This window comes from Gemmatimonas sp. UBA7669, from assembly GCF_002483225.1.
Taxonomy (GTDB): Bacteria; Gemmatimonadota; Gemmatimonadetes; order Gemmatimonadales; family Gemmatimonadaceae; genus Gemmatimonas.
The window spans coordinates 89155-114487 of record NZ_DLHL01000028.1; the positions used below are offsets into that span (position 1 = coordinate 89155).

The 25333-nt window shown below is 65.6% G+C and carries 16 protein-coding genes; 6 read left to right on the forward strand and 10 right to left on the reverse strand.

What is annotated here, in order from left to right; all coding sequences use genetic code 11:
* Positions 1-274 precede the first annotated feature (274 nt).
* Positions 275-1366: a DUF4097 family beta strand repeat-containing protein gene (locus B2747_RS08705; protein ID WP_291159204.1), complete on the forward strand. Its 1092-nt coding sequence runs from the start codon at positions 275-277 to the stop codon at positions 1364-1366.
* Between the two features lie 63 nt (positions 1367-1429).
* The gene (locus tag B2747_RS08710; protein WP_291159206.1) at positions 1430-2842 is read left to right on the forward strand and encodes an MATE family efflux transporter; all 1413 of its coding nucleotides are present in this window, start codon (positions 1430-1432) and stop codon (positions 2840-2842) included.
* Here B2747_RS08710 and B2747_RS08715 read toward each other — a convergent pair.
* Positions 2766-3356 carry a hypothetical protein gene (locus tag B2747_RS08715; RefSeq protein WP_291159207.1) on the reverse strand — a complete coding sequence of 197 codons (591 nt, stop codon included), beginning with the start codon at positions 3354-3356 and terminating at the stop codon, positions 2766-2768. The genes B2747_RS08710 and B2747_RS08715 overlap by 77 nt on opposite strands.
* A gap of 151 nt (positions 3357-3507) precedes the next feature.
* On the opposite strand from B2747_RS08715, the gene B2747_RS08720 reads away from it, so the two are divergent.
* Complete coding sequence (locus tag B2747_RS08720) at positions 3508-4560, forward strand: hypothetical protein (RefSeq protein ID WP_291159209.1); 1053 nt, start codon at positions 3508-3510, stop codon at positions 4558-4560.
* A 123-nt stretch (positions 4561-4683) separates the two neighbouring features.
* On the opposite strand, the gene B2747_RS08725 is transcribed toward B2747_RS08720, so the two are convergent.
* Positions 4684-6876, reverse strand: coding sequence for a PQQ-binding-like beta-propeller repeat protein (locus tag B2747_RS08725; RefSeq protein WP_291159210.1), 2193 nt, complete (start codon positions 6874-6876; stop codon positions 4684-4686).
* A gap of 85 nt (positions 6877-6961) precedes the next feature.
* Positions 6962-8839 (reverse strand): HupE/UreJ family protein, encoded by a 1878-nt coding sequence (locus B2747_RS08730; RefSeq protein WP_291159211.1) that lies wholly within the window; start codon positions 8837-8839, stop codon positions 6962-6964.
* 122 nt (positions 8840-8961) lie between these two features.
* On the opposite strand from B2747_RS08730, the gene B2747_RS08735 reads away from it, so the two are divergent.
* The gene (locus tag B2747_RS08735) at positions 8962-10143 is read left to right on the forward strand and encodes a hypothetical protein (protein WP_291159212.1); all 1182 of its coding nucleotides are present in this window, start codon (positions 8962-8964) and stop codon (positions 10141-10143) included.
* A gap of 172 nt (positions 10144-10315) precedes the next feature.
* Here B2747_RS08735 and B2747_RS08740 read toward each other — a convergent pair whose 3' ends face one another.
* Complete coding sequence (locus B2747_RS08740; protein WP_291159214.1) at positions 10316-10783, reverse strand: RidA family protein; 468 nt, start codon at positions 10781-10783, stop codon at positions 10316-10318.
* Between the two features lie 57 nt (positions 10784-10840).
* On the opposite strand from B2747_RS08740, the gene B2747_RS08745 reads away from it, so the two are divergent.
* Positions 10841-11086 (forward strand): FmdB family zinc ribbon protein, encoded by a 246-nt coding sequence (locus B2747_RS08745; RefSeq protein WP_291159223.1) that lies wholly within the window; start codon positions 10841-10843, stop codon positions 11084-11086.
* 175 nt (positions 11087-11261) lie between these two features.
* Here B2747_RS08745 and B2747_RS08750 read toward each other — a convergent pair whose 3' ends face one another.
* From B2747_RS08750 to B2747_RS08760, 3 genes are read right to left on the reverse strand one after another with little or no spacing between them, the layout of a single operon-like run.
* Positions 11262-13169: an ankyrin repeat domain-containing protein gene (locus B2747_RS08750; protein WP_291159226.1), complete on the reverse strand. Its 1908-nt coding sequence runs from the start codon at positions 13167-13169 to the stop codon at positions 11262-11264.
* On the reverse strand, positions 13162-14553 hold the full coding sequence (locus B2747_RS08755) for a DUF1552 domain-containing protein (RefSeq protein ID WP_291159230.1): 1392 nt from the start codon (positions 14551-14553) through the stop codon (positions 13162-13164). The genes B2747_RS08750 and B2747_RS08755 overlap by 8 nt, the downstream gene beginning before the upstream one ends.
* 32 nt (positions 14554-14585) lie before the next feature.
* Positions 14586-17207, reverse strand: a complete 2622-nt coding sequence (locus B2747_RS08760) for a DUF1592 domain-containing protein (protein ID WP_291159233.1) — start codon at positions 17205-17207, stop codon at positions 14586-14588.
* Positions 17208-17458: 251 nt separating this feature from the next.
* On the opposite strand from B2747_RS08760, the gene B2747_RS08765 reads away from it, so the two are divergent.
* Positions 17459-18451, forward strand: a complete 993-nt coding sequence (locus B2747_RS08765) for an aldolase/citrate lyase family protein (RefSeq protein WP_291159235.1) — start codon at positions 17459-17461, stop codon at positions 18449-18451.
* A 520-nt stretch (positions 18452-18971) separates the two neighbouring features.
* Here B2747_RS08765 and B2747_RS08770 read toward each other — a convergent pair.
* From B2747_RS08770 to B2747_RS08780, 3 genes are all read right to left on the reverse strand, one after another.
* The gene (locus tag B2747_RS08770) at positions 18972-20042 is read right to left on the reverse strand and encodes an IS110 family transposase (RefSeq protein ID WP_291159237.1); all 1071 of its coding nucleotides are present in this window, start codon (positions 20040-20042) and stop codon (positions 18972-18974) included.
* A 309-nt stretch (positions 20043-20351) separates the two neighbouring features.
* Positions 20352-21719 carry a hypothetical protein gene (locus B2747_RS08775; RefSeq protein WP_291159239.1) on the reverse strand — a complete coding sequence of 456 codons (1368 nt, stop codon included), beginning with the start codon at positions 21717-21719 and terminating at the stop codon, positions 20352-20354.
* Positions 21720-21732: 13 nt separating this feature from the next.
* Complete coding sequence (locus tag B2747_RS08780) at positions 21733-24801, reverse strand: SusC/RagA family TonB-linked outer membrane protein (protein ID WP_291159242.1); 3069 nt, start codon at positions 24799-24801, stop codon at positions 21733-21735.
* Positions 24802-25333: the final 532 nt, after the last annotated feature.

Here is a 25333-nt window from a genome sequence, read left to right on the forward strand (position 1 = left end):
GTTGTGGCTCCGTCGCGGATGACACGGATGGAGCGGAAACCGCACGGATGGATTCCTCCTACGTTTGCTGAAACCTCTTCAAGAATGAAAGTCGAGCCCCTCTGCGCCCTCTGCGCCCTCCTTGTCTCTGCGTGAGCTGTTGACGATCTCGCGGCCGCTCGAGAGCTAGTGTCCGGCCAGACCCGATTCAAACCCTCTGGCCCGTCATTCCGTCCAACCGGTCGTGAAAACTCTGCGCCCCGCAGTCGGGGCTTTCCTTTTCGGGAGTGCGTTCATGACCGGTCGAAGCCTCGCTGCCCAACTCGGGCTGGCGGTTGCTCCCTTGCTCTTGATGGCCCCGTCGCTCGCGGCCCAATCCAACGCGTACACCCTGCGTGGTGAGCGCGTTGCCGTCTACAACGTGGCCGGCGACCTGCGGGTCGAGCCCGGCTCCGGGCGTGATGTGGAGGTGCGCGTCACCCTGCGCGGTCGTGACGCCAATCGCCTGCGCGTGGAGACCGGCAGCGTACGTGGCTTGCCCACGCTGCGTGTGGTCTATCCGGACGACGACATCATCTACGACGGCGGCGAGAGCGGGAGATCACGACGTAGTTCGATGGAAACGCGCATCCGCGATGACTGGACCTGGGGCAACGACAGCGGGCGCGATGGCTGGCTGCGCGACGGACGCCGCATCCGCGTGCGCTCGTCAGGACGAGGCGTGGAAGCCTGGGCGGACATCGTCGTGCGCGTGCCCGAAGGCCAGTCGGCCGACAGCTATCTGCTGGTCGGCTCCCTCTCCGCCAGTGGCGTGCGCGGCAACCTGCGGCTCGATGCCGGTGCGGCGCGTGTGACAGCCGACCGCGTGACCGGAGTACTGCACGTCGATGCGGGATCGGGCAGCGTGGCCCTTCGCGACATTCGGGGCTCACAGCTCACCGTCGATGTCGGGTCGGGCAGCATCGACGCCGAAGACGTGCGCATGGATCGCTGCACCTTCGACACGGGGTCGGGCCGAGTCAGTGGCAGCAACGTGGCCTGTGACGTGCTCAATACCGACACGGGCTCGGGTACGGTGCGCTTCGCGTCGCTGTCGTCCAACGACGTCACCATCGACACCGGCAGTGGTGGCGTGTCGCTCGACCTCACGCGCTCGGCCCGCACGGTGCGCATTGAAAGCGGATCCGGTGGCGTGTCGCTTATCATGCCGGATGGCGTCAATGCCACCGTGGATATCGAAACGGGCAGCGGCGGCATCACCACCGACTTTCCCATTCGCACCAACCGGGTTGAACGCCGCTCACTGCATGGCAGTATCGGTGACGGCTCCGGTCGCATCATGATCGAAACAGGCTCCGGCTCCGTGCGACTCCAGCGGCGGAGCTGACGCGGGCAGAACTTTTCAGGACGAGGCACTCGGATGACGGCGCGGATCGATTACACTGAAGACATGACCGATCCCGCCGTCCCCGCTCTGCCCTCCCGTTGGTGGGACGACGTACGCGCGGCCGTTCGCGGGACGCGCCACGACTACACCCAGGGGTCGATTGGGCGGGCCACCTTCTTGCTGGCCATACCAATGGTGCTGGAGATGCTCATGGAGAGCCTCTTCGCGCTGTCGGATGTATTCTTTGTGGCGCGACTTGGTGCGAGTGCGGTGGCCTCCGTGGGGCTCACGGAGTCGCTCATGGTGGTGGTGTACACACTCGCCATGGGTCTGGCCATTGGCGGCACGGCCATCGTGGCCCGGCGCGTCGGTGAAAAGTCGCCCGATGACGCCGCGCGCGCGGCCGTGCAGGTCATTGGACTGGGCGCGGTCATGGCGCTGGTGTTGGGCGCCTTGGGGGCGCTGCTGGCGCCAACGCTGCTTCGCCTCATGGGTGCCACCCCCGACGTTCTCGAGACCGGCAGCACGTTCGCGCGCATCATGCTGGGAGGCAGCGGGACGGCGTTCCTGCTGTTTGTCATCAACGCCGTCTTTCGCGGCGCGGGTGATGCCGCCATCTCCATGCGCGTGCTTTGGCTGGCCAATGGCATCAACATCGTCCTCGGACCGCTGCTCATTTTTGGGCCCGGTCCGCTGCCAGCCTTCGGCGTAACGGGCGCCGCGATTGCCACCACCACCGGCCGCGGCCTGGGCGTCGTGTATGCGCTGTGGCAACTCTCGCGCGGCAGTGGTCATCTGCAACTGCAACGCCGGCATCTTGGGCTGGAGTGGCCCGTCATTCAGCGCGTGCTGCGCATGGCCGGCAACGCCACTGTGCAGGTCATGGTGGGCAGTCTCACCTGGATGGTGCTCATTCGCCTCATTGCCGGCTTTGGCAGTGCGGCCATGGCCGGCTACACCATCGCCGTGCGTCTTGTCATGTTTGCGCTGCTGCCGGCATGGGGCGTAAGCAATGCCGCCGCCACCATGGTGGGGCAGTCGCTGGGCGCGCGTTTGCCCGGACGCGCCGAACAGGCGGTGCGCAGTGCGGCCCGCTACAATGGACTGTTTCTCGGTCTGGTGGGCGTGGTGTATGTCGTGGCGGCCGGGCCCATCGTCGGCTGGTTCACGCAGGACGCCGCAGTGCACCACGTGGCCGTACAAGGCCTGCGGCTCATGGCCCTTGGCTTCCCGCTCTACGCACTCGGCATGGTGCTCATGCAGGCCTTCAATGGCGCCGGCGACACCCGCACGCCAACCCGCATGAACATCGGCGTGTTCTGGCTCTTCGAAATCCCGCTGGCCTGGCTGCTCACGCGCAACGACGCGATCGGCAGCACCGGCGTGTTTCTGGCGGTGCTCAGCGCGTATTCGTTGCTGGCGCTGGTGGCGTGGCTGATGTTCCGCCGCGGCAGTTGGCAGCGTCAGGCCCTGTGAGGCAGGCCAGCACGGCACGCAGCGAGCCGCGATAGCCGAAGTCCCAGTTGGCACCGTAGCGCAGATCCTGCACGCGCCACGACGGCGCCTGCCGAATCAGCACCAGTGTGTCGGTCCACTGCACGGCGGGTTTCAGATCAACATTGGTGAAGTCGAGCTGCACCCGCGCCGTGTCGCCGTCCTGCTTCGCCTCGTGCACCACGTAGCTGGTGTGCCCCTCGTACAGCCCGCTGAACACATTGCCGGCATCCACAGCAGGTGCTGACGGCGCGGACAGCGCGCGGGCCAGATCGGCGGTCAAATAGGGTTCGAGCGCCGGCAGGGCGCGCGACTCGGGCAGACTGCGCACGCCGGCCACCTCGAGTGTGACATAGAACTGCAGCGCCACATCGCGCGGTGTGGCGTCATGCGTCTTGCCGCAAGCCGACAGCGAGCTGACGGCCAAGCCCAGAGCCACCAGACCACGAACCGCCGTACCTGTGCGCTGAACCGCCGCAGAGAAATCAGAGCTCATGCGGGAACGCTCGCGGGTTCTGCGGTCGGGCGCAACGCCCGACCGCCCTCGTGAATTGCTGCGATCCGCTTTGCCGACGGGCCGCTTTGCCGACGGGCCGTCCCACGCGCAACTTGCCTCTCAGCGTTTCCACCTCTCTCCCGCCCGCCCCATGCGCACCATTGCCCTGTTGCTGCTCACCTCCGCCCTGCCGGTTGCCGCGCAATCCGGACCCGGCATGCCGCCCGTCAACGATCTCCCCAATCCGTACAACACGGTGGAGGGCTGGGCGAAGTTGCCCAACGGACGCACCTGGGGCTCCACCAGCGCGGTCGCCGTTGACAACGACGGCAAGTCAGTGTGGGTGGCCGAGCGCTGCGGCGCCAACAGTTGTGCCCAGTCGTCGCTGCCCAGCGTGCTCAAGTTCGATGCGAACGGCAACCTTGTGAAAAGTTTTGGCGGCGGAATGATCATGTCGCCGCACGGCATTCACGTGGACCGTGACAACAACATCTGGGTCGTGGATTGCAGCTGCACCGGCGGCACGGCGCCCATCGATCCCAACGCACCGGCTCCGCCTCCGCGCGGTCATCAGATCGTCAAGTTCAGCCCCGATGGCCGAGTGCTCATGACCCTGGGCAAGGCGGGCGGCGGCCGTGATTCGTCCTTCTTCTGGCAGCCCAACGCCGTCATCACCGCCGCCAACGGCGACATCTATGTGGCCGAGGGCCACTCCTCGCGCGCCGGCGCCACGGCGCGCGTGCTCGTCTTCGACAAGAACGGCACACTCAAGAAGACCTGGGGAAGCTGGGGCAAGGGTGACGGGCAGCTCGATCAGCCGCACGCCCTCGCCTTCGATTCGCGCGGCCGGCTGTTCATTGCGGATCGCGGTAACGACAGACTGCTGATCGTGAACCCGACAACGTTCGAGGTGCTCGACACCTGGTATCAGTTCAGCCGCATCAGCGGACTGTGGATCGACAAGAACGATGTGCTGTACGCGGCCGATTCGGAGTCGGGCTCGGTCAATCCGCCGCACGGCGCGTGGAAGCGTGGCATTCGCATTGGCAGTGCGCGCACGGGCCAGGTCACGGCCTTCATTCCCGACCCGGCGCCCAAGCCGCCCAGCACGAGCAGTGCGGAGGGGGTGGCGGTCGATGCCGCCGGCAATATCTACGGGGCGGAGGTAGGGGATCGGGCGCTCAAGCGGTATGTGAAGAAGTAGGCGGCCAAGCGAACCTTGAACTGATCAGTTTCGAGTTTTTGGGTTCAGGTTTCGAGTTGTAGGTCTTCACAACTCACAACTCGTAACCTGAACTCAGAACCCGAAACTGATCGGTTCACGACCTTACTTCTTCGCCGGCAACTTGAGCGCCACCAGACTCACGTCTTCCTGCGCGCCGGTGGCAAACACGATGTACTGCTGGCCCTTGTGCAGGAAGGTCATTGGCACGGCCGTGGTCTTGGCCGGAATCTGCAGTGCGCCGACCTGCTTGCCTGTGGCCTTGTCGAGCGCGAACAGCTTGGGCGGCTCTCCCGGCAGTCCACCCGAGCGTCCGGTGCCGTAAATGACCAACGTCTTGGTCGTTATGGCCTGCGCCTGGCCTCGGCCCGGCATGGGCGGAATGGTGACACCTTCGAACAGCTTGTCCCGGCTGGTCTGGCGCATGAAGCCCGCATTCGGCATCCACCAAGCCTTGTCGCCGGTCTTCATGTTGTAGGCCGTGATGCCACCGAACTGCTTGGGCTTGAGGATGGAAATGCCGCCGATCATCGAGCCCGACGCGCGTCCCGCGAAGCCCACATTCTCCGGCTTCTTGTAGTCGGCTGGCGTGGGCAGCGCGCCAATCAAACCACAGTTGCTGGCCGGTGAGCTATACGAGAACTCCGAGCAGGGGTCGTTGAGCAGCGACGTCGTGCTGAGTCCCGTGATGCTCGCGAGATACAGCATGCCGGTTTCGGGGTCGTGCGTGGCGCCACCATCGATGTTCACGCCACCGCTTGCACCCGGCGCATACCACGCGCAGCGGAAGCCCGTGCTGTCCTTGCCGTCTCCCGCCGCGGGCGGAATGTAGTATGGCCCCATGCGGCACTTCTTTGCCAGCGCCAGCGCCGAATCCTTGATGGCCGGCGTGTAATCAATGAGATCGCTCTCCAGCAGACCCTGCTGCGTATAAGGCGCCGGCTTGCTGGGAATGGGCTGCGTGGGCGACGACTGCTCACCCGGCACCCCACTCTGCAGCACGGGCTTCTCCTCGATGGGCCAGATGGGCTCGCCCGTCACCCGGTCGAACACGTACAGCCACCCCTGCTTGGTGGGCTGCGCCACGATCTTGCGCGGACGCCCATCGATGGTGACGTCCATGATGTTGGGCGCCATGGGCGAGTCGTAGTCCCAGATGTCGTGATGCACCATCTGGAAGTGCCACTTGCGCTTGCCCGTCTTCACATCGAGTGCGACGAGCGAGTTGCCATAGAGGTTGTCGCCCGGACGATGGCCACCGTATTCGTCCATGAGCGGCATGCCCACCGGGATGTACACGAGGCCCAGCTGTTCGTCCGCCGCGTAGGGTGCCCAGGCATCGGCCTTGCCCACGCCCTTCGTGCCCTGCTTGGAGCCGTTCTTCCACGTCTCCGCGCCATACTCACCGGGCTGCGGAATCAGATTGAACTTCCACAGCAGCTTGCCCGTGTTGATGTCGTACCCACGAATGGTGCCGATGGGATTGTTGGCGCGAATGGGGTAGTAGCCGTGAATGGACGAATTGCCCACCACGAGTACGTTGCCCACCACCATGCCGGGCGAACTCGCAGCAATCTGCGACGTGATACCCACCGTGCCGTCGGCACCGATCTTCTTGACGGGATCCCAGCCTTCACCTGGCTTGGCTTCGCGGTACGGCGCCGCATCGGAGATGATGAGCGGACCGGAATCATCGACGGCCAGCTTCACCAGCGGATAGCCCAGCCCTTCCATCAGATCAATCGTACCGTTCTTCCCGAACGCCGGATCCGGCTTGCCCGTCTTCGCGTCAAGCGAAATGAGGTGATACCCCGGCGTGGTGACCAACACGCGCTCCTTCGTGCCGTTGGTCCAGTACGACAGGCCACGCCCGGCAAACTGTCGCGGTGCCTTCTGCCAGCGGATGCCCTCTTCGACCTTGTACGACCACAGCTCGCTGCCGGTCTCCGGATCGAGTGCCACCACATGGCGCTTTGTGGAGACCACCGTGAACATGCGGCCGTTGGCGTACAGCGGCGTCGTGCGATAGTACTCGTCGGGACCATGCTTGGCGCCACCCTTCCACTCCCAGGCCACCTGCAGCGAATCAAAGTTGCTGGCGTTGATCTGGTCGAGTGGCGAATAGCGCGTACTCCATTGGTCGGCGCCCCAGTGGCGCCACTCACCAAAGGCATTGCCGCGCGTGAGCGGCTTGCCGGGCTGGGCTCCGGTGGGCATGACCTGCGTGATGAGCACACCGGCGAGTGTCGCGCCGAGTGCTGCGAAGGCAGCGTACCTGGGTATTCCACGTCGGATCATGCGGTCTCCGGAGTTGGCCTGTGGAGGGAACGGAGCTTGGAGGGGAGGACCTTCAGCGGACGTTCAGAGCTTGTACAACAGACATTCAGGGGTGCCGCGCGAAGAGCGGCGCGTGCTTCGTTGGCAACTGGACGCTGGCACCGTTGCGCACACTCACGGAGTCCACACGCACGGTCTTGAGCCACTTCGGCTCGGCGTTGAGTTCAACCTTGCCGGCCGGCATGCCGTTGAGCCGCAGAATGTACGCGGTCACCCACACGTACTCGTCTTCGGTGAGGCTGCCGGGTGCCGTCTTGGGCATGGCCTGACTGAGGTAGTCATACAGGTCGAACAAGGGGCGGCCAAACCACTTGAGCTGAAAGGCTGTGCCCTGATGCGACGCGGTGGTGTGGCAACCGAGACACATGCCGTTGAAGACTTCGCGGCCCTTGGTGGCCTGATCGGCGGTGTACACGCCCGCCATCGTGCTGCGTGGTGCCGTCTGCGCGTGCAAATTGCTGGCCGCAAACGAACTGGCCAACACCACACACGCGAGCGTGGCCGCAACGCCCGGCACCGGCGAACCGGAGACGCGAGTGGTCGAGGCAGAATGCGGCGTGGCCCAGCGCCGAATGAGGGATTCCATCAGCCACCACACGCCGAGCATCAGCAGCGCGGCGGTGAGCCAGCGTGCCACGGTGAGAGCCAACGCGGCATCGAGTGCCGGCAGCACAAAGGGCTGTGCAGACAGATCGGCGGCGCGTTCGCGCATCCAATGCCAGGCCTCATGCGCGACAAAGGCCGAGGCCACCAGCACGCCGGCGCGCTCAGGCACGGCGCGGCGGAAGAGTTGGTCGAGCAGAGGAACGGTCAGCACGAGCACCAGCACCTGCGCAAGTTCGACTCCGAGATTGAAGGCGGCGAGTGATACGAGGACATGACTGCCGGCGAGTTGCAGCGCATCCTGCAACGCGGCCGAAAAACCGAACCCATGCACGAGGCCGAACGCAAACGCAAAACGCCAGCGACGTTCAAGACTGGCGCCCAGCATGTTCTCGACGGCCATGAACACGATGGAGAGGGCGATGAGCACCTCCACCAGCGGCGCGAACCAGCCCGCATCGGGCGTCCAGCCAAAGGCCGAGGCCAGCAGCGTGAACGAATGGCCCACCGTGAACGCGGTCACCAACCCGATGAGCGGTCTCAGCTGACGAAACGGCAACACGAGACACAGCACGAAGAGCAGATGATCGAGTCCGCCGAGCATGTGGTGCATGCCTTCACCGACAAAGCGTGCAGCGGCATGCCACCAGCGCGGATCAAGTCGCACGGCGCCAGGATTGCCGTCGAACGAATAGGGGCGCACGCCGCCGTCTGCGCGAACCAAATTGAGTACGGTGCTGGTGCGCACACCAAGGTGTGCCCACTGCGGTTCGATCACGAGATCACCAACAGGCGTGGCCGTGGGCCACTCGAGCCAGACCTCGAGGCGCAATTGGCCGTGCGGCACGTTGACCGTGGTATCGAGCGGCGCCTCACGAATGGCCCGCATGGCGTCGGCATAGCTCGCAAAGGCGCGGTCACCGGGCAGTGTGGCGCGCACGGCGACCACCTGCGCGGTGCCCAGATCACGCGCCCCGTCACGCAGGCGAATGCCGTCGGCCACCCAAAGCCGCGCGGCGTCGGCAAGGAACGGCGCCGCGCGCGGCACGTCGAGCGCATCCTGTCCGATGAGCGGGAAGTCCACGTCGCGCACCGCATCCATGGGAATCTGCACGAGCATCCGCACCCGATCACTGAGGGGCGCCACATAGGCGCGCACCGCCACGTGCTGCGGGACCTCGTGCGCCAGCGCCGTCCGCCAGGCCACGGGCAGAACGATCGCGAGGGCGACAAGGACAGCGAGCAGTGTGCGAACAATGCGGCGCGTTGCGTGCACGGGCTGGCGGTGCACGGGTGCTGCGTCCACGGGCGGTACGTCCACGGGCAAAACGTCTCTGGACAGATGCAGGCGGGAGGATAGCTTCGAGTTCGAAGTTACCACGGAGACCGCGCCTTGCGCACGGGGCTCCGTTCCCTCTGTCCAAAGGTTCCGGGAGTCCGTCCATGCCGAGGTTTGTTCCGTCCGTTCGCTGGACCCTGTGGGGTGTGGGGCTCGTGGCCCTGGGGGCCGCGCAGGCCGTGCTGCACGCCAACAACGGGCAGACGGTGCAGGCGCCGCGCTTCGAGGTGGACCCGCTCTGGCCCAAGCCGCTGCCCAACCATTGGCTGCTGGGTTCGGTGATCGGCGTGGGTGTGGACAGCCGCGACCACGTGTTCATCATCCATCGCGGGGACTCCACGCTCAACCAGCGTACGGAAGCCGGCATGAAGGCCAACCCGCCCATTGCGGAGTGCTGTCAGTCGGCGCCGCCGGTGCTGGAGTTCGACCCGGCCGGCAACCTCGTGCGCGCCTGGGGCGGACCCGGTGAGGGCTACACCTGGCCCTCGTCCAATCACGGCATTTCCATTGACGCCAACGACAACGTCTGGATTGGCGGTAACGGTGCGCGTGATTCACACATTCTCAAGTTCAGCCACGACGGCAAGTTCCTGCAGCAGTTCGGCGCGCCCAATCAGGCGGCCAACAGCCTCGACAGCACGCACTTCGGCCGGGTGGCCAAGATTTCGTTCGACGACAAGGCCGGCGAGGCCTACGTCGCCGACGGCTACGGCAACAAGCGCGTGGCCGTCATCAACATGGCGAACGGCAAGGTGAAGCGCTTCTGGGGCGCCTATGGCAATGCGCCCGACGACACGCGCCTGCCGCCCTACGATCCGGCGGCGCCGCTCGCACAGCAGTTCCGCAATCCGGTGCACTGCGCCGAGCCCACGACCGACGGCCTCGTGTACGTCTGCGACCGTCCGAACGACCGCATTCAGGTGTTCCGCAAGAACGGCCAGTTCGTGAAGGAAGTGCGTGTGGCGCCCCTCACGCGCGGCGACGGCTCGGTGTGGGACATCGCGTTCTCACGCGACGCGGCGCAGAAGTATCTCTATCTGGCCGACGGCAAGAACGAGCGCGTATACGTGATGGACCGTGACAAGCTCGAGATCCTGACCTGGTTTGGCGACGGCGGACGGCAGCCGGGCCAGTTCTTCGCGGTGCACAGCATTGCCAGCGACTCCAAGGGCAACGTCTACACGACGGAAACCTATGAGGGCAAGCGGGTGCAGAAGTTCCGCTACCTCGGCGTGGGAGCGGTGAAGCCGGGGGCGCAGGGGGTGCTGTGGCCTGGCGGCAAGTGACGGGGAACAGCAAACTGCGATAGCCGTAGGGCAGAAGCCGTGTGTCGGAAGCCGTAGCGCAGAAGCCATAGGGCAGAAGCAGGAAGACGGGAGCCTCATCGAAATGGGGCTCCCGTCTTTGTTCTTGGCTTCTGCCTTGAGGCTTCCGAGATACGGCTATCGCTGTTTGCCGTTAAGGAATGACTCCCTGGCACTCTATCTCCACCTTCGCGTTCGGCACCACGAGTGCCGCCACCACCACGGTCGAGCGAGCGGGCGGATTGCTGGGGAAGAACTTCGTGTAGGCCTCGTTCATGCCGCGGAAGTCCTTCACATCCGTGAGGAACACCGTGCACTTGACGGCGTTGGCCAGCGTCGTGCCAGCCGCCTTGAACACCTTTTCGGTATTCTCCAGCGCCCGGGTCGTCTGACCGGCAATGGTGGTATCATTCGGGCTGGTACCAAGCTGGCCCGAGGCAAACAGCATGTTGCCAAGGCGGATACCGGGGCTGAGCGTAGCACTGACACGCTGTCCTTCGCCCACCACCACCTGGCGCGCGGCGGCCTGCGCCTCGGCCAGCGTGGCAGTGGCGGCCAGCGCGGCGCATACGGCAGCCGCTGCCATCAGCCGCGTGCGAGGGGAACGTCGTGAGGGAAACATCGCTTTCCTCCGGTACAGGACGATAGGTTCAGGGGACTTCTTCAGGAGACCGCCAATATGCCGATGTTCGACTTCGTCTGCACCTCCTGCCAGCACAGTTTCGAAGCGTTGGTGCGCGGCAGTCAGGTGCCCGCCTGCCCGGCTTGCGGCAGTGAGGCGCTCGAAAAGCAGATCGCCCTGCCCGCCATCAAGACCTCAGCCACCCATGGCATGGCCATGGCGGCGGCCAAACGCCGCGACAAGGCGCAGGGTCAGGAGCGGGTGCATGCCCAGCGTCAGTACGAGCTGAATCACGACGACTGATCATCTGCGCGCGGCGTCTGGGTCACGTGGCTCTGCCACATCAGCAACTGATCATCACGAATTGCACGGAAACAAAAGACAACCACACGGATAAGATCTTTTCTTGATCAATCCGTGTGGTTGTCTGATTCTTTCGTGTTTTTCCGTGGTAGTCAGTTGCTGACCAACGAGGAGATCAGCAGGACCGGCACTTGTTGCTGTTCTTCGATCCCAGCTTGACCAGCAAGTCCACCGTCTCAAGGAAGGGCGGAATGCGCTGCACGGGGCCGTTGGCCATGTCGGCCGTGGTCTGACCGCGGCGCGAGATGGCCTTCACGTCGGTGCCCTTGCTCATGAGGTACTCGATGAGCTCGTTGTCACCGCGCGCCGCCGCATGGTGCATCGGGTTGTAGCCGTTGTGGTCACGCGCGTTGGGGTCGGCACCGATGGTCTCGATGAGATACTTGACCGCCGGAATCCAGGCATCGGGCGCGTGGCGATGCGAGTTGGCGGCATAGCCTTCCCCGTAGCCCACGCCTGACGCCGCGTGAATGGGATACACCCCCGGTCCACCGTCTGGCACCGGCGGCAGCCCGCTCGGGTCACTGCTGCCCGCCGCACCCTCTTCGGGCGCCTCATCACCCGGCAGACGTCCCACCGGCTTGATGGTGGGAATGGTCGGGTCGGCCTTGTACTGCACCAGCAGCTTCATGGCCGGGACATCCAGCCCATAAGCGGCGCGCCAGAACGGCGTGGCGCCCACGGTGTTCACGCCCAGCAGGTCGAAGTTGTACGACATGAACCACAAGTGCTTCTTGAGTCGCACGTTGGGGTCCGCCCCGGCCTTGAGCATGCGCTCCATGAGCTCGAGGTGCGAGGTCTTCTGCTGATACTGCGCCGTCGGCTGCGGATACAGCGACTTGGGCGCCCACTGCGTGTTGATGACCGCGTAGAGCGCTGTGGCACCGGCATCACTCTGCAGCTTGACGTCCGCGCCCTTGTCCATGAGACGCGCGGCCATGTCGAAGCGGCCGTTGATGACCGCCATGAGCAGCGGGCTGGTGTGATCGCCCTCGCTCACGTGATTCACGTTGGCACCGGCCGCGAGCAGCTTGTCGACGGCTTCATCGTGGCCTTCGCGCACCGCAAACAGCAGCGGCGTGAGCCCACCCTTGTTGCCAATGAGTTCGCCGTACGACGGTCCACGCTGCTGGAAGCCCGTCGCCGGACGCGCCGAGTCACCGGCCGCGCGTCCAGCAGGCGCACCCTGAGCACCCGCCGCTGGTGCTGCTCCCGCTGGCGCAGCTGCCGCCGTCCGCTGTCCAGCGGCTCCCGCAGCGGCGGCTTCCGGCGCCCGGGCTGCCGGCGCCGAGGCTGCCGCTGTTTGCTGTTGCGGCGCCTGCGGCTGTTCCGCCGCCTTCAGCGCCGCCACCTTTCGCGCCCTCGCCGTCAGCAGCGTCCGGATTTCCCGCTCCTGCTTCGGGATATCCTCAATGCGCGACGCGGCCTCGATGCCCGCACCGCGCTTGATGAGCACGTCGATGGCATCCACACGACCGAAGGCCGCCGCCCACATGAGCGGCGTCTGGCCCCAGGCACTCTCGCGAATGTCCACCGGCACCTTGGCATCGAGCAATGCCGCGATCACTGCCGGGTTGCCGTACTGCGCGGCAAAGTGCAGCGGCGTGGCGCCACCCGTTGACGTTTCGGCCAGCGCGTTGGCGCCGTGCGAGAGCAGTAGCTTGACCACATCGGCACGGCCTTCACGCGCCGCGAGGTGCAGCGGCGTGTAGTTCCCGTTACGCGTGACGGCATCCACACGCGCGCCGGCAAACAGGAGCACCTGCGCCGAGTTGGCGTCGCCACGGCGCGCCGCCCAGTGCAGCGCCGACATGCCGTCGGCCTGCGCGGCGTTGACGTCGTTGCCCGCACGAATGAGCGTCCGCACCTGGGCCGTGTCACCGCGCATGACGGCGTCGGCCACCGGCGACTCGGCCGGCGTGAAGCGCGCCGCTCCCAACATCAGCGTGGCGGCGCAGGCCACCACGACCAGCGCCCCGCGTCGTGCGCGGGACGCTGACGAATGTGCCGAGCGATCAGGCATTGGCGGAATTGAGGTTGAGGACGCCGGTGCTGTCACCGAACGACGTCATGTTCTCGAGGCCGAGCGTGTGCATCATGGAGAGCATCGCGTTGGCCATCGGCGTACCGTCCGGCGCCTTGATGTGCAGGTTGCCCGTGAGACGGTTCTCCGCCTTACCGAGCACGATGAGCGGGCAGCGGCGATGGTTGTGGAGATTCGAGTCACCCATGGGCGAACCGTAGATGATCATCGTCTTGTCCAGCATGTTCGACTCGCCTTCCTGAATGCTCTTGAGCTTGTCGAGGAAGTACGGCAGCATCGACACGTGGTACTTGTTGATCATCTGGAAGTCCTTCACGCCGCGCTCGGTACCGCCGTGGTGCGAGGCCGGATGGAACGGCTTGTCCGTACCGCTCTCCGGGTAGGTGCGGCTCGATCCGTCGCGGCCCATCTTGAACGAGAACACGCGCGTGATGTCGGCCGCGAACGCCAGGGCCTGAATGTCGAACATCAGCTTGACGTGCTCGGCGAACGAGTCGGGCACACCGGCCGGCGCCTCGGGCAACTCGCGCACTTCACCGCTCGTGTTGCGCGCTTCGACGCGCTGGATACGACGCTCCACTTCGCGGATATCCGTCATGTAGCGGTCGAGACGGATACGGTCTTCCGGACCGAGCGCCGCCGTGAGTGACGACATTTCGCTGGCCACGAAATCCAGAATGCTGCGGCGCGTGCGGCGACGCTCGGCGCGCTCGGCGCTGGTGCCACCAACGCCGAAGAGCTTCTCGAAGGCCACACGCGGATCACGAATGACCGGCAGCGGCTCGTTGGGCGACGCCCAGCTGATGGAGTCCGTGTACACGCAGGCATAGCCGTAGGCGCAGCCACCGGCCTGGTCCACGTTCTCGATGCAGAGTTGCATGGACGGGATGGGCGTTTCCTGTCCGAACTTCTGCGCATACATCTGATCGAGCGAGGTGCCGACGCGCACATCCGAGCCTTCCGTCTGCTTCGGATGCATGTGCGTGAGGAACACCGCGCTCGAGCGGAAGTGGTCGCCGCCGATTTCGTTGGGCGACGTGGGCTCGGCCTCACGCACATCGGTGTTGCTGATGATGGTGAGGTAGTCGCGGTACTGATCGAGCGACGTGAGCGCCGTGGGCGACAGATCGTACTGCTTGCCCACTGCCTCGGGCGACCAGAGGTAGTTCTTGGCGCCCCACTCGTTGCAGCCGGCCGCGCCGTGCACCATTTCGATGGCCACGAGACGGGGCGCCTGCTTGGCATCGAAGCCGCCGCGGCGTCCCACCGGGATCATGGCGTCGAGGTAGGGCAGCGCGATGGTGGCGCTCATGCCCTGCAGGAACCGGCGGCGCGGCATGGCCTTTCCGCTCAGAAATTGCATCGGGTGTTCTCCGTGTAGTGTGCGAGCGTGAATCAGCGGCCCCGGCTGCCAGCCGGTGCAGTGGAAGACGGCGCCGGTGCGGGCGCCGGAGACGACTTGCCCGGCGCGGCCTGCTCGGCCCCGCCCTGAGCAACCAACGTGCGATAGCGGAACGCTTCGCTCTTCACCACACCCACGATGAACTCGTGCATGCGGTAGTCCTTGGCCCGTGCCGCCGCTTCGATGCGGCGCACCGTGGGCGCATCGTAGTACTCCACGCGGCGACCCAGCGCGTAGGCCATCAGGTTCTGTGTGAACGAGCGCATGAGCGGTACCGGGCGCTTGAGCAGCGCGGCCTGCAACTCACTCGGGCTCGACACCTTGGTGCCGTCGTAGAAGTCACCCTGCGTATCCAGCGCCTCACCGTTCTCCTTGATACGCCAGCGGCCCATGACGTCGAAGTTGTCGAGCGCGAGACCGATGGGGTCGATGAACTGGTGACAGGACTTGCAGGTCGCCGCGGCGCGGTGCACTTCCATGCGCTCGCGCGTGGTGAGCAGACGGCCTTCCTTGGCCTCGCCCACCTTTTCGAGGTCGGGCACGTTGGGCGGCGGCGGCGGCGGCGGGGAACCCATGAGCACTTCCATGACCCACTTGCCGCGCAGCACCGGCGAGGTGCGATTGGCGTGCGAGGTGAGCGTCAGCACGCTGCCATGCCCCAGAATGCCGCTGCGCGGCGAACCCGCAGGGTAGTTGACCTTGCGGAAGTGGTCGCCCACAACACCCGGGATGTCGTAGTGACGCGCCAGCCCTTCGTTGATGAAGGTGTAGTTGGCCGTGAACAGGTCGTTGAGGCTACGGTTTTCGCGAACGAGGTAGTTGAAGAACAACTCCGTCTCGCGCCGCATGTCGTCCGACAACTGCTCGCGGAAATCGGGGAACTGGTTGGCATCGGGATGCACCAGCTCGATGTCCTGCAAACGCAGCCACTGCGCGGCAAAGCGCGTGGACAGCGCCTCACTACGCTTGTCGGCCAGGAGACGACGCGTCTGCTGCACCAGCACCGTCGTGTCCTGCAGACGGCCGCTGCGACCGAGGGCCACGAGCTGCGAATCGGGCGGCGCGCCCCAGAGGAAGAACGAGAGCCGCGAGGCGAGATCCACACCCGCGACGGGCACACGGCCCTTGGCAGTTGCCGCGGCCGGCACTTCTTCGATGCGGAAGATGAAGTGCGGGCTGGCCAGCATGGCTTCCACCGCGGTGCGAATGCCGACTTCGAATCCACCGTCCTTGGCGCCGTCGTCGTAGAAGGTCATGAGCGCCTTCACGTCATTGGCCTGCATGGGCCGGCGATAAGCCTGGGCACCAAGACGGCCGATGATCTTCTCCGCGCAGGGCCGCGCTTCGGCGGCCGACAGCGGACGGCAGCTGAAGATGCGGCGGCGACTCGGGGTGTCCGACACGCCGGTGGGGTTGTACGGACCCGTGACCGCGAAGTTCTGAATGTGCGCCTGCACCGTGATGCCGGCCTGTGCACCGATCTGCGTGTCGGCGATGCTGTGGCCCAGCGGCACGATGTTGTCGTTGACCGGCCCTTCGAAGGTGCGCAGGAAGGTGGCCGTAATGCGATTGGGTCCCGCCTTGACCGGCACCGGCTTCGTGCGGATTTCCATGCCCTGCGGGTCAGCCTGCGACATGCCGCGATCGATGTCGAGCAAGGCCACGCGCTCACCATTCACCGAGACTTCGATCTTCTCGTCGAACGGCGCAGTGGAGGCAAACAGCTGGCCCGTGGGAATGGCGTGCAGCGTGACGGTGAACACGTACTCACCATCGGCCGGGAAGGTATGCGTGACCGAGGTCCCGCCACGCGTCCCCACGGGCGCGCCTTCAACCTGCTCAAGCTGCGACGCCAGGCGCGGGATCTTGTACGTGCTGGTGGAGACGCTGGCCTTGGGGTCACCCACGGCCAGCCGGGCAATCTCGCTGGCGGCATCAAGATACGAGTCGAGCAACGTGGCCGAGGGCAACTGCACGTCGGCGATGTTGTCGAAGTTCGCACTCTTGGTGTCGAGCGGCAGCCAGGTGCCGGCCTTCACGTCAATGGCCAGCAGGTCCTTTACCGCGCGCTCGTACTCGGCGCGATTGAGTCGCTGGAACGCGCGCGAGCCCGCATTGGGGTTGCGGGCGAACTGCGTGTCCATGGTGCGCTCGAGTGTGTTGAGCAGCACATCGAGCGTGTCGCCACCCGGCCGCGCACGTCCCGGCGGCGGCATCATGCCGGTGCGCAGCTTGTTGATCATCTTCTCCGCCACTTCGGGCGCGGTCTGCCCAATCGTAGCGAGGTCGAAGTTCTGCAGCGTCAGGTTGCCCTGCCGGCGCTGATCACTGTGACAGCCGGCGCAGGTCTTCTTCACCACATCACCGAGCGCGACGTTGCTCATGGTGGTAGTGGGTGCCTTGCGGCGCAGCACCGGGTGCGCACCGTTACGCGCAACGGCGGCTGGCGTGCGTTCGTTCGACGCGTCGAGGAACGACAGGTCATACGAGGCCGGGGCCAGCGACGCAGGCTGCGGAGACGGCGCATCGCGGCGGGTGATCCCTTCGGGACCATCGAGCGACGCGATCGCCAGCAGGGCGAGACAACCGGAACCAGCAACAACCAACGACTTCATCCCCGAACCTCCAGGCTCAGGCGGGTGTGGTCGGCGCGGTGGCGCAGGAGGGATCGCGTCACCGGAAAGGCCTATTACTGAAATTACGCGGACTGCCCCAAAAGTGTTTACGGCGTTCCTGACAGCGATCTTGCTCTCTCGGACGTTGAGGGGCATATACGCCGAGTCGTGGACTGAGACGTCCCGGTGATATGCCCGGCTAAGGCCGGTGCCCCACCCTTCCTCCCACTCCCCCCCTTTCGGAGGTCCATGTGCGATCGCGCTGGATTGCGGCCGCTGGTGCAGCCGTCTCCCTGGCCCTGCCCGCCGGCTCGGCGCAGGCGCAGGCCCCTGCTTCAGGACGACTCAACCCCGTCATTGATCTGCTGAGCAGCAATCAGCCGGTCTTCGGCCTGTATGCCCCCGCCAACCGGCGCGCGCGGCCCGGTGGGCCCTCCCTGCCCCCGGACTCGGTCAAGTCCATGGCCCAGCTGGCCCAGGAAGCCTTGGCCTACAAGCGGGCGGACTATCTGTTCGAAGGCACGATGGAGTACAACTTCGACCAGAGCTACCCGGCCTTCCAGCAGTTCGCCACGGCTCTGGCCTCGGGCGGCAACCTGCAGAAGGGCAAGGCGCCCCGCTTCACGCACCCGGTGTTCGTGAAGACTCCCGAAATTGCCCCTGACCCGGCGGTGGCTGCGGCGCGCATTGGGAAGCAGCTCAACGAAGGGGTGAGCGGCATCGTGTTCGTGGACGTGCAGAGCGCCGATGAACTCAAGAAGGGTATCGCCGCGCTGCGCTTCAAGGCCAACGGCGGCACACGCAGCGACGACGTGGGCGGCGCCCCGGCGCGCTGGGGGATGACGGAGGCCGAGTACAAGGCCAAGGCCGATCTCTGGCCGCTCAATCCCAAGGGTGAGCTGGTGACGTTCACCATCGTCGAAAGCAAGGAAGGCTTGGCGAAGATCCGCGAGATTGCCGCCGTGCCCGGTGTGGGTGTGCTCTTCCCCGGCGCCGGTACGCTGCGCGGCGTGTTCAGCACCACCGACGCCAACGGGCAGCGCAAGTTCGACGAAGCGGCCTGGGAAGCGGCCATTCAGTCGGTGCTGGCGGCCTGCAAGGAGTTCAAGGTCCCCTGCGGCTATCCGGCCGGCGCGGCCGACATCGAAATGCGCATGAAGCAGGGCTTCAGCGTCTTCGTGATCGGCTGGGGTGAGCCGGGCTTCAAGGCGGTAGAGTTGGGGCGCGCGGCCGGCAAGCGCTGAGGGGGTTCTGACTGACGGCCGGTAAGTGACCACGAGCGTCGCGCACCGGCCGTTGTGTTTTGAACAGCTCACGCAGAGGGAAGGAGGGCGCAGAGTCCGCAGAGCACGGCAGTCTGAGTTGAACCGCCTTGTCGCGGATGACGCGGATGAGGCGGAAACAGCACGGATCAGAAGAATGAAAATCGAAGCTCTCCCTGAGGCCCCTCTGCGCCCTCTGCGTCCTCCTTTCCTTCTATGAGAAGGGTCTTGTAGTCAAGGGCGACGTGGCGCCCGTGCGGCTGGTCGATGTACGTGGTGTCGTGCCGGCGTGTGGTTTGAGTGAATGCCGTGTGTCACGTGCGAACGAACCCCAGCGACCCCATACCACTCTTCTATCCGCACTCTCCGTCAGGACGGGGTGCATGCTGAGGTCCGATGGGTGGGCGGTGGATGCTGCCAACTCTGCGACGCTCTTAGGGGAGCAAGAGATGGATCGCAGTCATCCAGGACGCGGGCTGGGATCGCGCAACGGGTGGGCGGGTTACGCGGGGGATGCCGCGTGCCGCATTGGCTGATAGTCGGTGCCGGTGCGCCAGAGGGCATGGAGCAGGACGGCGAGTTTGCGAGCCACCGCGACGACGGCGCGCTTCTTCGCATTGGGCCCCCCGCGCACCATCAGGGCCTCCCCGAACCGGCGCAGGTCACACGGGGGAGCAAACGGGCCGAGGAGGTATTGCGCGGCGCTGACCAGGTAGCGGCGCGCCATGCGATCGCCCCGTTTGGTGATACGCAGTTGCGGCGACGATTGGCTACTCTCGTCCAGCTTCGGCACGAGGCCGAAGTACGCCCCCAGCTGGCGACTCGTCGCAAAGCGCGCGGGATCCTCCACGAGCAACACGAAGGCGAGGGCGGTGAGGGGACCGACGCCGGGAATCTGGCGGAGCCGCTGCGTCACGGGATAGTGCGTCGCGCCCAACCGCTCCAGCCGGTGATCATACGCGTGAATCTGCGTCGTCAGCGTCGCAATCATCGTAAGCAGCGGCGTGAGCGCCTCGGTCAACGCCAGGGGGAGGTGGGCCGCCGCCCGCGTGGCAAAGGCGTCGGCACCGCCGCTCGGCAGCCGCTGCCCGACACTCTTCACCGCGCCGCGCACATGATTGATCAATTGCGTGCGCGATTTGACGAGTTGATCGCGCGCGCGGAGCTGGGCCAGATGCGCCTGCGTCGCTTCGCTGCGATGCTGAATGGCGTGCAGCAACTGCACATCCACGCGCCCCAGCCGCGCGAGATAGGCCGCGTCCATCCGGTCGTTACGCCGGCTGCGGCGCCGCGCCCCGTACATCGCGCTCGGATCGGCGACGTACACCTCGTGTCCATATCCGGCCAGCTGCCGACTCACCCAGGGCGAATGCGTGCCCACCTCCAGCACCACCCGCACCGCGCCACGCTCGGCAAAGTAGCGCTGCAACGCCTGCGGCGTGGTCGCGATCGCGCGCTCCTCGACGGTGGTACCCGCGGCATCGATCACGCACAGCTGGCTCTGGCGGTCCCCGAGATCCACGCCGATCGTCAACGCGGGGAATCCGGTGATAGCTTCCGATGAGTGAGACATGGCCGACCTCCGGTCAGGGGCCTCGCGGCCCGCGTAAGTGGTCACCTCTGGCGCGCACTCTAATTAGTGCGACGCCGCGACCAGCCGGGGGAAGGCCCTTCTCATTTCAACTCTGCGTGAGCTGTTAATGGTCTCACGTCTCGCACGACGCCCAGTAATCAGCACCAAACCGCTGTCCCCAAGAATCCGTGCCGTTTCCGTTCAGATCCGCGTAACCCGTGGTAGTCAGTTCTCGACCGCAGCAGCGAATGCAAAAAGGGCCGCCGGACGTGATGTCCGACGGCCCTCGTGCTTACGACCTACTCCCGTTTACGGGTTGCGATCGAGGCAGCCCTGGAACTTCGGGTTGTTCCGCTCGCGGATGGGGATGACCAGGTTCACGTCCGCGCCGTAGGTCTGGCCCGGGCGGTACAGCATGGGGCCAACCGGGTACACGGTATTGGCCGCGCGGCCGTACTGCCGGATGAGACGACGCATGTCGCCGAGGCGGTGGCCGGTGAGCCAGAGCCAGAAGGCCCGCTCGCGGAACAGCATGTCCACTGCCGCCGGCTGCGTGGTGGGCGCCGCCGCCAGTGCCGGGATGGCCGTGGCGAGACCCGTGGCGCGGAGCTGGTTGAGCGCCGCGAACATGGCGTCACGATCGGCCTGCGAGCCACCCGAGGTGCGGTTCAGCAGCGCCTCGGCCTCGATGAGGCGCGCCTCGATGCCGTCGGCCAGCGTGGCCGGCGCAGGCTGCGCGGTGTACTTCTGCTGCTGCGGCAAGTTACGGCTTGAACCGTCGAAGCCCGTACGATTGCTGGGCGCCCAGGGCACACGCGGGTCCGCCGGCGTGACCAGGTAATCGATACCGTTGGTGCCTTCCCGGTTGCTGATGGTGTAACGCGAACCGGCGGGGAAGGTAGCCGTCCAGATGCCGTTGTTCTGGCCGGTTGTGGCTATGGAATGGAAGATCTGATACCGGAAGCTCGTGGGCACACCCGCCACGGCCTGCGCGGCCTGCGCGTACTGCCCCAGGTTGAGCAAGGCCCGTCCGCGGGCCACCTGGGCCAGACTGCGAATGTTGGTCGCGGTGGCGGTGCTGAGCGCCGTGTCCGCCGTGGCGCTGGCACGGGCCAGGATTTGCGCCGTGGTGAGCGGATCACCGTAGTCGAAGTCGCCGTTGGGCAAGACCTTGCTGAATGGCACGCCCGAGCAATAGCCCTCGGCAAACATCGTCTCGGTGAAGCTGCGGACGGCGTAGAGTTCAGCCAGGGAGTCCCGGGCGGCGGCGGCGTCGGGTTTGGCGGCTCGCCACCGTTCGATGGCGGTGGTCAAGCCAGTGCGCGCCAACTGGAGGTTGGTGTAGGTCGTGTTGAGGGTTCCACCGAGGTTTTCCGTGGCCACCCGCTGGTCGGTGTTCTGGCGGTCGGCAAAGGTATCGGTGGTCTGGATTTCGTCACCCAGATTGCCGGACACCACCACAAACCCGTCCTGGGTGCCCGAGTAAGCCGTCGCGAAGGAGCGCAGGGCCCCGTTGCGGATGGTCGTGGCGCCAAGTGAGCCCGAAACGGACGCGTCGGCCAACACGTTGGGTGTGGCGACGTTCAGCATGTCGGTGCTGCAGCCGACCGCGGCCAATGCCACGGCCAGCGTGCCGGTGGGCCGGGCCACCCGTCGTGCGTAGTTGTAGAATCGCATGGAGTGGTCGGGGTCAGAAGGAGAAGTTCATGCGGAGCGTCATGGTGCGGACCGGCGGCGTGGCGAAGAACTCCTCGTTTCCGCGCGCGTCATTGTTCGACTGGGCCGCCTCCGGATCCACGCCCGTGTAGTCGGTCCACACGGCGAGATTGCGGCCAGTGACCACGATGCTCCAGCGCGAGGAGCGGAGCTTGTTGGCCCACGCCGTCGGCATCTCATACGCCACCGACAGTTCACGCCAGCGGGTGAACGAGCCATCCTCGAACTGACCGGTAAACACGGCCACCGAGGTGGCCAGGGCATTGGCCTGATCCTGCAGCGACAGGGTGCGGTCGTAGCGGCCGCGGCAGGTGATGCCGTTCTGGCACTGGTGGCGCAGGGTGTTGTTGAACTTGAGCAGGCCCCACTTGCTGTCGAACTGTGTGGTGATACGCAGCTTCTTGTTGAGCAGCTCGAGCGTGGGTGTAAAGGCCACTTCGCGCGTGGGGAAAGTAGCGCCCTGGTAGACGGCCGTGTCTCCCAGGCCCAGCTCACTCACCACGATGATGCCGTCGTTGTTGGCATCCACCGGATTGATGTTGCGATCCCAAAGCCCATACAGCGGGTAGCCCGGCAGATTGCGCTGCACGTTGCGGTTGCCGGACGGGATGGGCGCGATCCCGTCACCCAGCTTGGTCATCTCGTTCTTGAGCGTGGAGCCGGTGAGCATCCACGACAGGCCGATCTTGTCGTTGTCGATGACCCGCTGATTGTACGTGAGCTCGAGACCCTCATTCCGGATGTTGCCGATGTTGACCAGCTGGGTATTGAGGCCGGACAGCGAGGGCGCGATTTCACGCTGGATGAGCGCGTCGGTGGTGGACTTGGTGTAACGCGTGACCTCGATGTTGCTCTTGCCCGAGAACATGGTGAGGTCGAAGCCAAACTCGGTTTCCGCCGAGTACTCCGGCTTGAGGTTGGTGTTGCCAAGGGACCCGAGCTCGGCGCCGGGGGCATCGCCGTTGGCCAAGGTGAGCGGCACGGCGTCAAAGAAGCGCACGGCCGCCGTCGCGCCGGGAATCTGGCCCGAGGCGCCGTAGGTACCACGCAGACGCAGACTGTTCAGCCAATCCTGCGCGGGAAAGAAGGACTCATCGGAGATGAGCCAGGAAGCACCGAACTTGGGATAATAAACCGCACGCGTGTTCTCGCCGAAGGCGCTGGCCGCGTCGCGACGCACACCACCGGTAAGGAACAGGCGATCGCGGATGGCCATCTGCTGTTCCACGTAGTAGCCCAAGGTGCGACGCTCTTCGAGGAATTGCGTGCTGGAGCGTGTGGCGGCAGTGGACACGATGGTGCCGCCCGGCGGCAGGCCGATACCCGTGCCGGAGGTGTTGGTCTGCAGCAGGCGGACATACTGCATACCCACCGAGGTCTTGCTGTTCAGCCAATCAGTGAGCTGAAACGTGCCCGTAGCGCCGTAGTCGGCCGTCTGCTGGTTGATCAGCCCCTTGAGCGTCTGGATTTCACCCTGACGGCGGACCCCGGAAGCAGGGCCTTCGCCGACCTTGGACAGGAAGAGCTCATCCCGGTTGGTGATGTCTGAACCCAGGGCGGCCCGGGTGTTGAGCCACGAGGTGGGGTTCCACTGCGCCGAGAGGCTGTTGATGAAGCGGTTGATGCCAAGCGTGGTGGTCTGCGACAGCACGTCACCCATCATGAAGGCGCGATAGCCGCGCAGCGGATTGCCGAAAGCATCCCGCTGATCCTGGCGCCACGGGCCTCCCAAAGCCGCCACCATGAGGCCGTTGCCGTTGTCTTCGTTCTGCGGCAAGCGCAGCGAACTGTTCACGAAACCGGAGGAGGCCTGGATGAACAGGTTGGGGCGCAACTCTGCGTTCACGTTGGCGCGGAAGCTGTTACGGCCCAGCGCGTTGGGACGCATGATATCGCCGGGCAGCTGGCTCACGCCGCGCTGCTCCTTGAGACGCGTCACTTCGCTGTTCGGCATCTTGTAGACGCCGTTTTCCCCTTCCGACTGCCCGGAGACGAAGAACTGCACCTTGTCGTTGCCGCCCGACACCTGGAGGTTGTACTGCTGGCGCTGACCTGTCGTGATCGGCGTCAGATCCGGGTCGTTGAGCACATTGCCACGCGAAAGCGAGTCAATGTTGGTGCAGGCCCCCGTGGCCACCGCCGTCAGCAGACAAGGCGAGGACACGCTCGGATTGGCCGTGGTGCGGCCCCAGAGCGTCCAGAGATCGGGGAAGCTGGCCACGTTTTCCAGACGGCCGTTTTCGAGCCCGAGGTTCCAGGTGGTCTTGCCCGACTTACCGCGCTTGGTGGTGATGACGATTACGCCGTTGGCCGCTTCCGTGCCGTAGAGCGTGGCGGCCGAGGGCCCCTTCACGATTTCGATGTTCTCGATTTCGTTGGGATTGATGTCGTCGAGACGCGACGGGCCCGAGCCACCGACGCCGAGACCGTTGTTGGTCTGCGCCGAGGCACGCACCCCGTCGATGATGACGATGGGATCGTTGGTCAGCGAGAAGGAGTTCTGACCGCGGATGCGGATACGCGAGCCGGTGCCCGTGGCACCCGTCTGCACGACCTGCACGCTGGACGAACGACCCGACATGAGCGCGCCCATGTTGGCCACCGGCAGCTCCGCGATCTTCTCGGCCACGTTCACCGTGGAGGTAGCGTTGGCGAGTTCGACCTTGCGCTGCTGACCGGTCACTGTGGTGACGACGGCCGCCAGCGAGAAGGCGGCCTGCGTGAGCTTGACGTCCTGCACGACGGGCGTGGCGCCCACGGTGACGGTGACCTTCTGCGCCTCGTAGCCGATGCGGCTGATTTCGAGATTGACCGGGCCCTGGTTGGGAACGCGCAGGGTGTAGCGGCCGTTTTCAGCGGTGAGGGTGCCGTTCTGTGTGCCGGCAACGAGGACGCGGGCCTGCTGAATGGGCTGACCGGTGGCCGCATCCGTGACCTGACCGGTCACGGTCCCCCCGGCGCCTTGCGCGGAGAGTGAAGCGGGTGCTGTCACCCCGACACTTGCCGCCAACGCAAGCAGGGTGGACAGGAGGCTCCAACGCATCCCTTTGGGACGTGTGGCAGCCGGTGGTGAGCAGCCTCGCTCTCCACGGGTGAACGCGGCAGGTACGAACAATCGCATCTCGTGACTCCCCAGCTCAGGATCACATGCCGGCCACCCAGATGTGACCGGCGCACGACGAATGCGCGCGCGACCGCCGCCGCAGCATCGCGGCGATGGGGGCGCACATCGTCATGGTCTTGCACGGGAGCGACGCTCCCGGGATGTACGAGTTGGAGAGGAATGCCGTCGGCGCGGGTGGGTCGCGCGCGGATTCCGTAGGGCGGGAACCCATTGCCAGCGCGCGTGACAACGCGGCGACAACAGGCGGGTGGGGAGTGGTGGGACGGTACGGCAGGATGCTGCGAAAACCAACAAGCAGACCAACAAGTGGAACGCGAGCCTGCTTCATCGCAGCGCGCCGCGCACCATCCCGAGCAACAACCCGGAGGCGCGCGGCGTCACAATGCGACAAATGCTGGGCATCGGTACCCGTGGTGCGCTCAACTCGCAGTGAACATGAGTTGGCACCGCG

Coding starts and splice junctions, on each gene's coding strand:
- B2747_RS08705 (WP_291159204.1), top strand. CDS start 275: ATGACCGGTCGAAGCCTCGCTGCCCAACTCGGGCTGGCGGTTGCTCCC.
- B2747_RS08710 (WP_291159206.1), top strand. CDS start 1,430: ATGACCGATCCCGCCGTCCCCGCTCTGCCCTCCCGTTGGTGGGACGAC.
- B2747_RS08715 (WP_291159207.1), bottom strand. CDS start 3,356: ATGAGCTCTGATTTCTCTGCGGCGGTTCAGCGCACAGGTACGGCGGTT.
- B2747_RS08720 (WP_291159209.1), top strand. CDS start 3,508: ATGCGCACCATTGCCCTGTTGCTGCTCACCTCCGCCCTGCCGGTTGCC.
- B2747_RS08725 (WP_291159210.1), bottom strand. CDS start 6,876: ATGATCCGACGTGGAATACCCAGGTACGCTGCCTTCGCAGCACTCGGC.
- B2747_RS08735 (WP_291159212.1), top strand. CDS start 8,962: ATGCCGAGGTTTGTTCCGTCCGTTCGCTGGACCCTGTGGGGTGTGGGG.
- B2747_RS08740 (WP_291159214.1), bottom strand. CDS start 10,783: ATGTTTCCCTCACGACGTTCCCCTCGCACGCGGCTGATGGCAGCGGCT.
- B2747_RS08745 (WP_291159223.1), top strand. CDS start 10,841: ATGCCGATGTTCGACTTCGTCTGCACCTCCTGCCAGCACAGTTTCGAA.
- B2747_RS08750 (WP_291159226.1), bottom strand. CDS start 13,169: ATGCCTGATCGCTCGGCACATTCGTCAGCGTCCCGCGCACGACGCGGG.
- B2747_RS08755 (WP_291159230.1), bottom strand. CDS start 14,553: ATGCAATTTCTGAGCGGAAAGGCCATGCCGCGCCGCCGGTTCCTGCAG.
- B2747_RS08760 (WP_291159233.1), bottom strand. CDS start 17,207: ATGAAGTCGTTGGTTGTTGCTGGTTCCGGTTGTCTCGCCCTGCTGGCG.
- B2747_RS08770 (WP_291159237.1), bottom strand. CDS start 20,042: ATGTCTCACTCATCGGAAGCTATCACCGGATTCCCCGCGTTGACGATC.
- B2747_RS08775 (WP_291159239.1), bottom strand. CDS start 21,719: ATGCGATTCTACAACTACGCACGACGGGTGGCCCGGCCCACCGGCACG.
- B2747_RS08780 (WP_291159242.1), bottom strand. CDS start 24,801: ATGCGTTGGAGCCTCCTGTCCACCCTGCTTGCGTTGGCGGCAAGTGTC.